The organism is uncultured Winogradskyella sp. (assembly GCF_947501905.1).
Classification (GTDB): Bacteria; Bacteroidota; Bacteroidia; order Flavobacteriales; family Flavobacteriaceae; genus Winogradskyella.
Genome location: NZ_CANMXL010000004.1, coordinates 488,033 through 502,823 on the forward strand (window position 1 = coordinate 488,033; position 14,791 = coordinate 502,823).

Below are 14,791 nucleotides of genomic sequence, written 5' to 3' on the forward strand. Positions count from 1 at the left end.
GAATTTTACTTCAATAAATTCTAGTAAAATAAATATACTAGTAATGCTGCTTATGTTTTCTAAAAGCAAAAAAGGCAACTATAGCAATAATACTTAATGTAATTGCTATAAATTGAAAACTTAAAATCTGGTCTCCACTCGCATAGGAATGTAATCCTGATAAATAGAAATTCACACCGAAATAGGTCATTAGAATACTACCAAATGCCAAAATAGACATCAAGTTATATATCCACTTTCCTCTTAATCCTGGCACCAAACGCATGTGTATTACAAAAGCATAAATCATAATACTTATTAATGCCCAGGTTTCTTTTGGATCCCAACCCCAATAACGACCCCAACTTTCGTTTGCCCACATACCACCTAAAAAGTTACCAATAGTTAGCATTACTAAACCAACAGTTAGAGCCATCTCGTTAATAATGGTTAACTCTTTGATGTTAATGAGCATGCGTTCTTTATTTTCTTTATTTGTAAAAATCATTAGTAATAACGATACTAAACCTAATATCATTCCCAGAGCAAAAGGCCCATAACTAGCCACAATTACGGCGACATGAATCATCAACCAATAACTATTAAGAACTGGTTGTAAATTTGCTATGGCTGGGTCCATCCAATTCCAATGTGCAATCATTAATATCATTGAAGTTACAAATGCTGAAGAGGCTACTGTTAAAGTCGAAGCACCTCTTTTCCCTAGAATGACTAGAACAATTCCCGAAATATTCCATTTGTGAATTTTTTCTTTTTTTCCTTTTAAACCTAATAATAATCCAAACAACATTGTAGCCCAAGCCACATAAATCATGGATTCATAAGCATCACTCCATGGTGCGTGTCCTGATAAATACCAACGTAATATTAAACCTCCTGTATGCAATAAGAAGAGTAAAATAATAACTCCTACTAAAACATTGATAGCTGTTTTTAGACCTTTACTCTTGTATTTAAAAATCTGGGCGATGATTAGAATAAAAAGTAAAGTTCCTGCATACATATACCAACTAAAAAGCTTTTTAAAAATATCATATTTGTTATATGTTATTTCAGCATTAATCTTATTATCCGAAAGCATAACTTTGCTTCCGTATTTGTTTTGCGCCTTACGAAAACCATCTAATAAGGCTTCAGCTTTAGAAAAATCTCCCGATTGCTTTGCTTGGTTTAAGGTCAGCAAATATGCACTAAACCCATTATTAATAAAATTGCCATAAAGTGAATCTTTAATCTTGCTTCTGTACTCCCCAAGTCTAAATTCATCCGAAGAAATCCACTTGTTATTTTCATCTTCAGGAATAGGAAAAATCTTTACCGAATTACCTTCAACTACATCAAATAATAATCGCACTCTATCATTTGTTTCTCTAAACTCTTTCTGAAAACCATTTGGTATTTGCGCCTTATATGCTTCAGCTAAATATGGCTCAAGTTTATATACGCCTTTCTCGGTAAAGAAGTCTACAAAACGAACATGTTTTTGAGATTTATCAACACCAATAATTTTACGAATAGAATCACCCTTTTTAAGCTTTAGATATATAACCGGTGTGTTGGTCCATAATTGAGGGCTCTCTTGCATAGACAAAAAGACCTGCGTAGCATCAAAATCTTCGTATGTGTCACTTTTGCTAAGCTTGCGCAAAATTTCAGATGCAAATGTATGCATTGGCATCATACGACCACTTACATCTTGAACAACCATTTTGGCAAACTTGTCTGTATGCACTTTCGGTGTTATATTAGCTTTTAATATGGAATCTATTTGCGCTTTCTGTAACTCCATACCATGATTATGACCATCATTAGCAGAATGTTCTTGTCCAAAACCAAACAAGCCAAACATTAATAGAAACGCAGTAAGTATCTCTGCCTTTTTCTTTTTTATTTTTTCTAATTGCTTACGCAAATCATCAAAACGTGTATGTCTTGCAAACAGAATTGCCATAAGCCCAAAGTATAACATAAAATAGCCCGCGTATGTAATGTATGTTCCCCACATATCATGATTTACAGAAAGTATAGTTCCTTTTTCGTCTGGATCAAAACCAGACTGAAAAAAACGATAACCTCGATGGTCTAATATGTTATTCATATAAATATGATAATCAAAATCTTCGCTTTGTTTATCTAAAACCGTGACTTTACTTTCGTATGAAGAATACTGATTTTCCGTTCCTGGATATTTTTCGGCTATAAAGTCATTCAGTTTTACTGAAAATGGTAATTCAATAATCTTTGAACCATATTGAATGTCTATATCCAACCCTCCTACTTTAAGAGTTTCAAAACCATTATTTGTGCCCTGACCACCTAATAGACCTACTTCTTTAGTTTCACCATTAGCTGTAATATCTAAGATAACGCCATCCTCATCATTTTTAAGTATTTGAGATTTTTTTACAACAGCAAATTCGCCTTTAACTACTGGCTTAGGGAATACCATTTGCATGTTTTCGATGATGTATCTTGAGCGTAATACCAATCGCTGTAAACTATCTTTGATGAGTTTGCCTTGAGACATGGTTGCCATAGTCAGATATTCACCTTCGTAAGGCGAATCTATAAATATTCCTTCATCTGTATTTGTAATATTTATAGCGCCTTCTTGATATTTATTAAGCGTAAATAATATGTTGTGAATACTCTGAGTCTGGCCTTCTTTAAGAAAATGATTATGAGGTTTGCCTCCTCCAGCTTCAACAATTTTGAGGTATTTTTCGCCATTATCAGTAGGAATAATATCTTTTTCTGCTCCAGTGATAAACTCTTTAACAGTTATAGTAATGGGAGTCCCACCATAATCATAGGTTTCTTCAAAATCGTTATCTAAACGCTGTGAAAAATCAACTTCCTCTTCAAAATTGCGTTGCTGTAACTGTCCATTTATTTCGTAATCACCAACTATTCTACCTTTAATGTAGGTTTTTAGAGATAGCATCTGATTCTCTGTTGCACCTTCGCGAATTGCCATTGCACCTTCATAACCAATATAGCGTGTAACAAAAGCGCCTAGCAAAATGAAAATAAATGATAAATGTAATATCAATGTTGCCCATTTTTCTTTTCGGAATAGGCGGTATCTAAAAATGTTTCCAACAAAATTGATAATAAAAAATGCCATTATTGCTTCAAACCACCAAGTATTATATATATAATGTCTTGTAAACGGTGTTGGAGAAGTATCCATGTTACGGTCTAAAATAGTACCAACAGCCATGGCAACGGCAAAAACAATAAATAAGGTGGCGGTAAGTCTTGTGGAAAATAGGAAATTAGCGATTTTCTTTTGCATAGTGTATGCTTATTTTAAGCTCGTGCAAAGATAAGCCTTTTAACCGATTTTTCTAACCTATGGTTTATACTAAAAGTTGTTAAATTTCTTTAAGAAATTATTGTCTTTATTTCGTCATGAATTACGAGCTTCAAAAATCTTTAGATATAAAAAAGTGCCCATTTTACGTGCACGACGTTTAGCGTTTTCTGCATAATCGCCTTCAAATAAATCATCTATGGTCTCAAACCATAAGTTTAACCATAGCCCAAAATGCAACTCAGTAATACTATTATTATGTTTAGCATCTACATTAACGTGAGCTTTTAAAGGATTTCCTGTAAACTTCGTTTTTAGAAACAAACTAGACTCCCAAAACGTGGTTAAGTGTTGTAAATGCTCTTCCCAATTTTTAATCGTTTCATTAAAAAAAGGACCTAAAGCTTTATCTTTTCTAACCTTTTGATAGAATGAGGAAACCAATAGATAGATATCTTCACGAGTTTTAATATCAGCCTTTTTCATACTCCATCAAAGGTAGGTTTAAATTTTAAGTTATTGAAGCTAAGTGGATTTTTGTCTCGGTAGATTTCTTAGTATTTTAGCAGTATGATTTCAGTAATATTACTTGGAGCTGGCAATGTAGCTTCTCACTTATATAAAGCATTTTCAGCTTCAGATTCAGTTGAGATTAAACAATGGTATAATCGCTCGTATGGTGCTATAAAAAGTTTTAAAAATAACACTGAAGTTATTGATGATTTATCGCAATTAAAAGATGCAGATATCTATATACTTGCGGTAAGTGATGATGCCGTTTCGAGCTTATCTGATACACTACCATTTGAGAATCGCTTTATTGTTCACACCTCAGGAACTATGAGCATGTACGATTTAGAAAAGAAAAATAAACGTGGTGTTTTTTATCCATTACAGAGTTTTTCTAAGCATGCAGATATTGACTTTAAAAAAGTACCCTTTTGTATTGAAACAGAAGACAAATTAAAACTGCAATTACTCAAAGATTTGGCTACTGCGCTTGGAAGTGAGTTTTATAAAATCACTACTGAGCAGAGGAAAACACTTCATGTATCAGCAGTATTTATAAACAACTTTAGTAATCAAATGTACCGTATTGCGCATGAAATTAGTGATGCAGATAATATAGCGTTTGATTTACTAAAACCACTCATCTTAGAGACTGCAAACAAGGTTCAAGATATGTCTCCGTACATGGCGCAAACTGGTCCAGCAAAACGAAATGATAAAAAAACTTTAAAAAAGCATTTAAAGCTTATTCAAGATGAAGAGCATCAGGAAATCTATAAATTGATGACAAAATCAATTCAGAAAACTCACGGCATTAAATATCGCTTTGATATAAAACGAAAAAAGAATAATGAACGATAAAAGCTATAAAGAATACCTAAACGATATCACAACATTTATTTTTGATGTTGATGGTGTATTAACTGACGGTTCTGTGACTGTAACAACAGATGGCGAAATGCTTCGCGCAATGAATATTAAAGACGGATTTGCTCTAAAAACTGCTGTTGATGCGGGTTATAATGTCTGTATTATTTCTGGGGGTTCTAACGAAGGTGTTCGCAAAAGACTTAGTGGTTTGGGCATTAAGGATATTTATTTAGGCGCTCATAACAAGATTGAGCAGCTCAATGATTATTTCAGCAAAAACGAAATTGCAAATAATCAAACGCTCTATATGGGAGATGATATCCCAGATTATCCAGTAATGAAGTTAGTGGCTTTACCATGTTGTCCTCAAGATGCTGTACCTGAAATAAAAGAGGTTTCTAAATATATTTCTCACAAAAATGGTGGTAAAGGTGCTGTTAGAGATGTTATTGAGCAAGTGCTTAAAGTACAAGGCAAATGGAATGGTAATTTTAATGCCAAGTATGATTAAAATCGGTCTTCACCTCATCCATTTATGATATACTTTTTTAAACTTATTCGCTGGAAAAATCTTCTACTAATAGTACTTGCACAACTTCTAATAAAGTATGCGCTTTTAGAACCCTTAAAAGTAGATTACGGAATAGACACCGCATTAACACCATTAGGTTTTATTTTACTAGTAATAGCAACCATATCTATTGCTGCTGCTGGTTATATTATTAATGATATAGAAGATGTTGAAGCAGATACGATTAATAAACCCGAATCTGTAATCATCGGTAATCACATCTCTGAAAAATCAGCAACAAACCTATTTATTGTATTAAATGTTATAGGATTTGTTTCTGGGTTTCTGATATCGAGAGCTGTTGATAAATCTGCATTTTTTGTGTTATTTATTATCACATCTGGATTATTGTACCTCTACTCTACTTACCTAAAACGTATTACATTAGTAGGTAATCTATTAATTGCTGGTTTAGTAAGTTTAAGTATTCTTTTGGTAGGTATTTTCGATTTAATTCCTGTGATTAGTGATGGCAACAAATCTTCACAATTATTTTTTCTGGGACTTATTAAAGACTATGCCATCTTTGCTTTTATGATTAATTTACTTAGAGAATTAGTAAAAGATATTGAAGATACGGATGGAGATTATAAAATGGGCATACAAAGCATACCTATACTTTTAGGGAGAAGTAGAGCCACAAAACTTGTCTTCATTTTATCAATAATTCCGCTATTGATTATTATTTTTTATTTGTCTAATAACCTCTACAAGCAACCATTAGCTATTGGTTATGTCCTCGCTTTTATTGTAGCGCCGATGATTTATAGTACTATAAAACTCTTTAGTGTCACACATAAAAAAGATTACAAGCATATTAGTACAGTTTTAAAATTGGTGATGTTCACTGGTGTTCTATCTTTATTGTTATTTCAATTTATTCTACTCAAATAATGCTGAAAGATATTCTAAAACCATATCGTCTTATTTTAGCATCAGGCTCTCCAAGACGTCATCAGTTTTTCAAAGATTTAGGATTAGATTTTGAGATAATTCTTAAACCCATAGAGGAAGTATATCCAGAACATTTGAAACGTGAAGAAATCACAGATTACTTATCAAAATTAAAAGCTGAGCCTTTTATTTCAGAGCTAAAATCTAATGATATCTTAGTTACAAGCGATACAATTGTTTGGCATAACAATAACGCTCTAGGTAAACCAAAAGACGAACAAGATGCCTTTAACATGCTTAAGTCCATGAGTAATGGGACACATGAAGTTATCTCTTCAATTTGTTTTACTCAAAAAAATAAACAAAAAGTAGCGAATACAACTACCAAAGTGACTTTTAAAAAACTAACAGATCAAGAGATTTGGCATTATATAAAAGCCTTTAAACCTTTTGATAAAGCTGGCGCATACGGCATCCAAGAATGGATTGGGGCTATAGGCATTACTTCGATTGAAGGTTCTTACACCAACGTTGTTGGTCTACCAACACATATACTTTACGAAACGTTAATTAACATTTCAAAAGACGAATAAGTCGTATCTTTAAAACAAAAAAATTGAAATGAATAATTCTGTAAAAAGCATTGCAGTTTTTGTAAGTTTTATATGTGCTTTTGTTATTGCAATTTCTTGTAAAGATGAAGTATTAAAACAAGAATCAGAAAATACAATCATTGCTAAAGCCGTAATAAAATCTGAAGCCCTAAAACCAGCTTTTCTGCCATCAAAAGATTTTAATGATTATTGGTATACTGGTGAAGCAGAAATAACATCCTATAAATTAGAACAAGCTCGTTATGGCGAAGTTAGAGATGGTAAAGCTGTATTAGTTTTTGTAACTGAGGACTTTTTACCAGAAATACAAGTAAAGGCAGATAATTATAGTAAAGAAAATATTCCTGTTTTAAAGTTAAATGCCACTAAGAATTTTAATACTGGGATTTATCCGTATTCAATAATGCAGAGTACATTCTATCCTGTTTCTAATAACAAACATGCCATCAAAGTTTCGGCTTCAATACAGGAATGGTGTGGTCATGTATACGCGCAATTAAATAATAGAGACGATTTTGAAATCAAGTCTCACTCCTATTTTCAATCTGAAGCTGACCAAGAAATATCCCTTGAAAAATCTATAACAGAAAATCAATTGTGGACTCAGCTACGTATTAATCCAAAATCGCTTCCTACTGGAAACATAAAAGCCATTCCGTCGTTAGAATACATGCGATTAAAACATGGTACGTTTAAAGCTTATGATGCCAAAGCGGAATTAAAAGATAATACTTATACGCTTTTCTATCCCGATTTGAATAGAACAATAAAAATTAATTTTAATCAAGAGTTTCCATATGACATTTTGAGCTGGGAAGAAACGTTTCGTGACGGTTACGGACCTAACGCTAAGCTCTTAACTACTAAAGCCACCAAAATTAAAACCATAAAGTCTGCGTATTGGGGCAAAAACTCTAATTCGGATGAAGGTCTAAGAGATACTTTAGGCTTGAAATAGTTCTGCACAATACACCCGCTAGATTTATAGAAGTGTTTTAAATTGGCACTTTCAATAGCAAATAATCCATAAAATAAATACTTATTTAATTTTTATTAGATGTAATATTTTACTTACTTGTAGTTATTAAATCAACTAACCATTAATTTATGACTAGACAAGAGCATCTTAAATTCTGTAAAACCTGTACCAACCGCGAAATGGATATGAAGGTTGGATTAATCTGTAAGCTAACAAATAAAATTGCTGACTTTGAAGGAGAATGTAAAGACTTTAGTATAGACCAAAAAGAAGTTGATAAAATTGACAATGAAGATGTCATTGAACACAATGAGGTTATTGGAAAAATTTCTGAAGAGCATTTAAATAAATTTCGCTCAGAACAAAATCTAAAAGCTGGAATCTTTGCCAGTGTTTTAGTTGGTGTACTAGCTGCATTAGCCTGGGCGGCGATTACCGTTGTAACTCAGTTACAGATAGGTTTGGTTGCAATTGCTATTGGTGCAGCAGTTGGCTTAACTATGCGTTTTATTGGTAAAGGAATGGATCAAGTTTTCGGTATATCTGGAGCTATAATTGCTCTACTAAGTTGTATTCTCGGGAATTTTTTAAGTATCCTTGGTTTTCTAGCTAACGAATATGATTATGGGTACATAGAAACATTATTAGCATTTGATTATTCATTGACATTTGCAGTTATGCAAGAAACGGCTAGTGCTATGGATCTTCTTTTTTATGCAATTGCGGGTTATGAAGGCTATAAATTTTCCTTCCGTGCCTTTACAGAAAAAGATATTCATGATTTGAATCATGATAAATCTATTTAATAATATTATTTCATGAAAATAAATTATAAAAATTGGGCTTTTCGCTTTGCAATATGGATAGCCATCATTAATGTTATTGTTTTCTATTTAGTTATAAATACTGTGAGTTTAATTGGGGACGTTAGTTATGAAAAAACTATATTTTACTTAGGTATCCTAGCTACATTAATGCTTGTTTTATGTATTATATTTATAATAATAAGTACCATAAAAAAAGAATCGAAAGATTACAGATATTGGCTGGCTCTAACTATTATTCTATTTTTTGGCATAGCACCAATTCTATTAGGTTATTTATAAACGAAAACTAACCGTTAAATAAATCTAAAATCTCATACACCGCATAGTAACTTTTTTACCTTTGAGAAGTAACTAACTAAAACACTATGCATCGCATAAAACTAGGTATCATATTCCTTATTGCTATTACATATTCTGTAAATGCACAACAACCCAAAAAACTAAATTCATCAGAAATATATGAAGCCATACAAAAGCTCAATGTATTAGCTTCTGTACTTTATGTAGCGGCTCATCCTGATGATGAAAACACACGTCTAATCGCCTACATGTCCAATGAGGTTAAGGCACGTACAGCATATTTGTCTTTAACTCGTGGCGATGGTGGCCAAAATCTTATTGGTCCAGAAATCAGAGAATTGTTAGGAATTATGCGTACTCAAGAATTACTAGCTGCAAGAGGAATCGATGGAGGAGAACAACGTTTTACCCGGGCTAATGACTTTGGTTACTCAAAACATCCAGATGAGACCTTAAGCATTTGGAATAAAGATGAAGTTTTAGCCGATGTCGTTTGGAATATCCGCCAGTTTAAACCAGACATAATTATAAACCGTTTTGACCATAGAAGAGCTGGAAGAACACATGGGCATCATACCAGTTCTGCTATGTTGAGTTTAGAAGCTTTTGATTTAGTAAACGATGCTTCAAAATATTCAACGCAATTAAAGCACACGGATACATGGCAGCCACAACGTATATTCTATAATACATCTTGGTGGCGTTATGGAAGTCGTGAAGCCTTCGAAAAAATAGATAAAAGTAATATGCTCAACTTTGATGTGGGTATTTACTATCCTTTAAAAGGGTTATCTAATAACGAATTAGCGTCTATTGCAAGTAGTCAACATTTATGTCAAGGATTTGGCCGTATGACTTCTCGTGGAACACAGGACGAATATATTGAGTTCTTAAAAGGAACACCTCTTGATGGTGATAGTCCATTTGCAGGCATAGATATTAGTTGGAATAGAATTAATGGCGGAAAAGCTATAGGAGATATATTAGGCAATATTGAGGCAAACTTCAATTTTGCGAATCCTTCTGCTCACATTCCAGAATTAGTTAGAGCCTATCAATTGCTTCAAAATGTAGAAGATGAGCATTGGAAAAACATTAAAACAGAAGAACTAAAAACAATCATCCAAGCATGTACTGGCTTGTATCTAGAGGTTTCGGCAAACAGTCCAACTGCAACTAAAAATGAGACTGTACAACTTAGAATTGAAGCTTTAAATAGAAGCAACACCAATATTCAATTAGTGTCTTACAGTATGACCTCTTTAAAAGAAGCTGTATCTAAGAATATTAGCCTTCAAAAAAATGAAAGGATTAATCTGGAAGAAGGCATTACAATACCAAATAGCACACCATATACTTCTGCTTATTGGCTAAATAAAAAAGGGAGTTTAGGTATGTACAATGTTGGGGACCAAACTTTAATTGGTAAGCCAGAAACACCAAGAGCAATTAATGTTACATTCAATTTAAACATTGAAAATGTATTAATTCCAATTACTAAACCTGTCGTTTACAGATATTCTAAACCTGATAAAGGCGAATTATATCGCCCTTTCGAGATTGTGCCTCCTGTATCTGCTAGCCTTAAAGACAAGGTATTCATTTTTGAAAATGATAGGCAAAAAGAAATCGAGGTTGTTGTTAAAGCTGGTAAAAATAATATTGAAGGGTATGTGCAAATGGCGTACCCAAACGATTGGAGTGTTTTTCCTGAGAAACAAAAAATTGAAATCGAAAACAAAGGAGATGCTCAAACATTAGTGTTTACAGTTATTCCTCCAAAAAATCAGAGTGAAGGCTTAATTACGCCAATGGTGAATTTAGATGGCGAGTTTTATACCAAAGAGCTTGTAGAAATTGATTATGCGCACATACCATTTCAAACAGTTTACTTGCCTAGCGAGAGTAAATTGGTACGTCTAGATATTCAGAAAAAAGGAAATAACATAGGTTATATTGAAGGCGCTGGAGATGTAGTCCCGGAAAGCTTAAGACAAATTGGGTATAATGTTACTATTATTAAACCTGAGCAAATTACTGCCGATAATCTAAGTGATTTTGATGCTATTGTTGTTGGTATTAGAGCTTATAATATTTTGGATGAATTAAAGTTCAAGCAAAAATACCTGTTAGATTATGTAAATGATGGTGGAAACCTAATTGTACAATACAATACTAGCAGAAGAATAAAAGTCGATAAAATTGCACCATATGAACTAAAGCTCTCACGTGACAGAGTTACCGACGAAAATGCTGAGATTACAATTCTTGAACCAAATCATCCAGTATTAAATTTTCCAAATAAGATTACAGAAAATGATTTTAAAGGTTGGGTTCAGGAGCGTGGCTTGTACTTTCCAAATAATTGGGGAGAAGAATTTACACCACTTTTTTCATCTAATGATAAAGGAGAGTCACCAAAAAAGGGAAGTCTACTAGTCGCCAAATACGGAAAAGGTAATTACATCTATACTGGTTTAAGCTTCTTTAGAGAATTCCCTGCTGGAGTTCCTGGAGCCTATCGCCTATTCGCAAATTTATTATCTGCAGGAAAAGAGAATGCACCTAACTCAAAACTAAACGATTAATCTATGGAACAACAATCTCCAGAAAAGCAACCATGGTTAAAATCGTATACCATTGTACTTGTTGCAAATCTTATTTACATCATTTTGTTTTACCTCATAACTCAAGCATTTTAGTATGGCTTTAAGTTGGATTGACTGGACGGTTCTAGCCGCTACCCTATTAACAATAGTTGGCTACGGTACTTGGGTTACTAGAAATAATAAGAGTGCTCAAGATTACATAAAAGGTGGTAACACCACAAAATGGTGGACTATTGGTCTATCTGTAATGGCTACTCAAGCTAGTGCTATTACATTTTTGTCTACTACAGGACAGGCCTTTTCTGATGGTATGGGGTTTGTACAATTCTATTTTGGTCTGCCTATAGCAATGGTCATTATTTGTGCCATTTTTATTCCGCTGTATCATCGTTTAAAGGTTTATACAGCCTATGAATTTTTAGAAAATCGTTTTGACTTAAAAACAAGAAGTTTAACCGCTATTCTGTTTTTAATCCAGCGAGGTTTAGCAGCGGGTATAACTATTTTTGCTCCTGCAATTATTTTGTCTATCGTATTAGGTATTAATATTGTTTACCTTAATATTATCATTGGTGTTTTAGTAATTATTTATACCGTTTCTGGTGGAACCAAAGCCGTTACCGTAACTCAAAAACAGCAAATGTTTGTCATTTTTGCCGGGATGCTAGCTGCACTCTTTATCACTTTAAATTTAATCCCAGACGAAGTGTCTTTTGGCGATGCATTAGAAATTGCTGGTGCAAATGGACGTATGGAAGTTCTTGATTTTTCATTTGATTTAGAAAATAGATACACCGTTTGGTCTGGTCTGATTGGAGGAACATTTTTAGCACTTTCATATTTTGGTACGGATCAGAGTCAAGTACAGCGTTACCTCTCCGGAAAAAGTATGAAAGAGATGCAAATGGGTCTGCTTTTTAACGGTTTACTTAAGGTGCCAATGCAGTTTTTTATTCTACTTGTTGGTATTATGGTATTTGTTTTTTATCAATTTAATCCTGCACCACTTAACTTTATTGATGCTTCTACTCAAACAGTTTTAGCTTCAGAATACGGAGATGAGTATAGGTCATTACAACAAAAACAGAACCTTCTTTTTACTGAGAAAAAAGAATTGAGTATTTCTTTAGCCAAAAACGACAGTCAAGCTCTAAAAAAAGAAATTTCAAAATTAGATAGTATTGAAAAAACGTATCGATTAGAATCTAAATTTCTTATCAAAAAAGCAATTGACCCAGAATACACTTCAGAATATAATAGTCTAAAATCTGAAGTCGAAGCATTAAAATCTAATCCTGAAAATGAAACATATATCACAAAATCTGAAGAATTAACTACGTTGTACAAGTCAGCAGCAAAAGACACACAGACTAATGATAGAGATTATATGTTTATTCGGTTTATTCTAAATCAATTACCAGTCGGTCTTATTGGCTTATTATTAGCGGTAATACTATCAGCAGCAATGTCATCGACAGCGTCTGAAATTAATGCGCTTGCAACAATTACTTCAATAGATTTATATAGTCGCAATATAAAAGGCAAAAAGGATGATGCTTCAATGGTTAGAGTTACCAAATGGTTTACATTGGCCTGGGGTATTATTGCCATTATTATTGCTTGCTTTGCTAATCTTGCTGAGAACCTTATTCAATTGGTAAATATTATAGGCTCCATATTCTATGGAAATGTACTCGGTATTTTCTTATTGGCATTTTTCTTTAAACACATTAAAGGAAATGCAGTATTTACAGGAGCTTTAATTACTCAAGTTATTATAATAGTTGGCTGGTGGTTTGATTGGATGCCTTATTTATGGCTAAATCTCTTTGGTTGCGTGCTTGTTATTGTGATTACCAATCTCATTCAAGGATTTACAAAATCTAAATAGTGTCAATAAAAAAGCGACTTAAAAGTCGCTTTTTTATTTTATAGTTTAACTAAAGTGTTATAGTCCTCCCCATTCTTTTAATGAATCTTTATTCATTTTTACGTAGCCAGCATTTCCAGAAGCTTCAGCATCAGCCAGTGAAGCTTTCGCAGCTTTTATGGCTCCTGTTTTGTCTCCAGCAGCAGCATATACCAAAGATTTTTGTCTTAAGTGCCAGAAACGAGGTTTATCTACCATACTTAAGGCTTTATCCATCCATTTCTTAGCGAGTTGAGGGTCTTTCCCTTCAGTAGTATAATAAACTGCAGCATTATAATAATCTGCCATACCCGGTCCAGCTAATGCTTTGTCTATCGTAGCTTGAACTTTATCTCCTGTAGGAACTGTAAATGGAACAGCGGCATAGCTTTTTTCCCAGATTAACTCTAGATTGGCACCATTGTTTGTAATACTATTAATATCTATAGCAAATGTTTCAACATTAAAAGGAATTTCCATTACTTCAACTTTTGCCGAAGCTACTACTTTACTATCGTCCCACTCTCCTGGCGCTCCCCAGTTTTCTGTATCTGAATATAGCATAACATCCCAATCAGTTTTAGAATTCAATCTTGTAAAAATGGCGTAAGAACCAGCTTTTACATTTTGTCCAGCAATAGTTACATCATCACTAAAAGTAATGATTGTATTCTTATTTGCTCCTGTTCTCCAAATATTTCCTCCGTAAGGTTCTAAAGAACCAAATATTTGACGTCCTTTAACACTTGGTCTAGAATATTCTATAGTAATATCTGTTAATCCGACCTTCTGCTCGATTTTAGAAAAAGGACTTGGCTGTGGCGTTTCAACCTGAGCATTTACAGAAAAAAATAATGCAAATGCAAAAGTTAATAGTGCTAATTTTTTCATTTTATATAGTGTTAGAATTTGTTAGTGTGTAAAATTAAGGCTTAGCTAAAGTAGAAGATGTTAAGAAACCCTTAAAATCAATTAATGATGATTTAACAAATCATTTTTTGATAAAATGTTGGGTAGAAAATATATTAATCGTAATATTGCAATAAATAAATAAATAGGATATGGGACTAGTTAAATCTGAAATATTTACAGATAAGCAAAACAAGATTTCTCTTTTAGCAAAAGCTTTTGCGCATCCGGCAAGAGTTGCAATCTTACAGCATATTTTTCAATCAAATTCGTGCATTTGTGGTGATTTAGTAGAAGAAATTGGTTTGGCACAATCTACCATATCTCAACACTTAAAAGAATTAAAAAATATTGGATTAATTAAAGGAAATATTGAAGGTACAAGTGTTTGCTATTGTATTCATAAAGATAATTGGTCTAGTATGAAAAGTATTATAAACGAATTTTTAAATCAAGATGCATTAGACAATAATTGCTGCTAAA

Annotated in this window: 12 protein-coding genes; 9 read left to right on the forward strand and 3 right to left on the reverse strand. The window is 33.1% G+C overall.

The features are described 5' to 3' along the window. Window positions 1–37: 37 nt before the first annotated feature. Both ccsA and Q0770_RS12090 read right to left on the reverse strand, forming a co-directional pair. Window positions 38–3,298: a cytochrome c biogenesis protein CcsA gene (gene ccsA / locus Q0770_RS12085; RefSeq protein ID WP_299117311.1), complete on the reverse strand. Its 3,261-nt coding sequence runs from the start codon at window positions 3,296–3,298 to the stop codon at window positions 38–40. A gap of 114 nt (window positions 3,299–3,412) precedes the next feature. Next, window positions 3,413–3,802 carry a group III truncated hemoglobin gene (locus Q0770_RS12090; RefSeq protein WP_299117313.1) on the reverse strand — a complete coding sequence of 130 codons (390 nt, stop codon included), beginning with the start codon at window positions 3,800–3,802 and terminating at the stop codon, window positions 3,413–3,415. Window positions 3,803–3,886: 84 nt separating this feature from the next. On the opposite strand from Q0770_RS12090, the gene Q0770_RS12095 reads away from it, so the two are divergent. The 8 genes from Q0770_RS12095 (at window position 3,887) to Q0770_RS12130 (ending at window position 13,381) form a co-directional block, all read left to right on the forward strand. Further along, the gene (locus Q0770_RS12095) at window positions 3,887–4,687 is read left to right on the forward strand and encodes a Rossmann-like and DUF2520 domain-containing protein (RefSeq protein ID WP_299117315.1); all 801 of its coding nucleotides are present in this window, start codon (window positions 3,887–3,889) and stop codon (window positions 4,685–4,687) included. Continuing rightward, entirely contained in the window at window positions 4,677–5,207 is a 531-nt protein-coding gene (locus Q0770_RS12100; RefSeq protein ID WP_299117317.1) for an HAD family hydrolase, read from the forward strand. Before Q0770_RS12095 ends, Q0770_RS12100 begins: the two co-directional genes overlap by 11 nt. A 24-nt stretch (window positions 5,208–5,231) precedes the next feature. After that, window positions 5,232–6,161, forward strand: coding sequence for a geranylgeranylglycerol-phosphate geranylgeranyltransferase (locus Q0770_RS12105; protein ID WP_299117319.1), 930 nt, complete (start codon window positions 5,232–5,234; stop codon window positions 6,159–6,161). Further along, window positions 6,161–6,754, forward strand: coding sequence for a Maf-like protein (locus Q0770_RS12110; protein WP_299117321.1), 594 nt, complete (start codon window positions 6,161–6,163; stop codon window positions 6,752–6,754). Before Q0770_RS12105 ends, Q0770_RS12110 begins: the two co-directional genes overlap by 1 nt. A gap of 28 nt (window positions 6,755–6,782) precedes the next feature. Next, window positions 6,783–7,733, forward strand: a complete 951-nt coding sequence (locus tag Q0770_RS12115) for a septum formation inhibitor Maf (protein WP_299117323.1) — start codon at window positions 6,783–6,785, stop codon at window positions 7,731–7,733. 149 nt (window positions 7,734–7,882) lie between these two features. Continuing rightward, window positions 7,883–8,560, forward strand: a complete 678-nt coding sequence (locus Q0770_RS12120; RefSeq protein WP_299117324.1) for a hypothetical protein — start codon at window positions 7,883–7,885, stop codon at window positions 8,558–8,560. A gap of 386 nt (window positions 8,561–8,946) precedes the next feature. Beyond that, entirely contained in the window at window positions 8,947–11,469 is a 2,523-nt protein-coding gene (locus tag Q0770_RS12125; protein ID WP_299117326.1) for a PIG-L family deacetylase, read from the forward strand. Between the two features lie 115 nt (window positions 11,470–11,584). Beyond that, on the forward strand, window positions 11,585–13,381 hold the full coding sequence (locus Q0770_RS12130; RefSeq protein ID WP_299117328.1) for a sodium:solute symporter: 1,797 nt from the start codon (window positions 11,585–11,587) through the stop codon (window positions 13,379–13,381). Between the two features lie 57 nt (window positions 13,382–13,438). Here Q0770_RS12130 and Q0770_RS12135 read toward each other — a convergent pair whose 3' ends face one another. Beyond that, window positions 13,439–14,290, reverse strand: a complete 852-nt coding sequence (locus Q0770_RS12135; RefSeq protein ID WP_299117329.1) for a DUF2911 domain-containing protein — start codon at window positions 14,288–14,290, stop codon at window positions 13,439–13,441. 170 nt (window positions 14,291–14,460) lie between these two features. Here Q0770_RS12135 and Q0770_RS12140 point away from each other — a divergent pair, with 170 nt between their 5' ends. After that, complete coding sequence (locus tag Q0770_RS12140; RefSeq protein WP_299117330.1) at window positions 14,461–14,790, forward strand: helix-turn-helix transcriptional regulator; 330 nt, start codon at window positions 14,461–14,463, stop codon at window positions 14,788–14,790. Window position 14,791 lies beyond the last annotated feature (1 nt).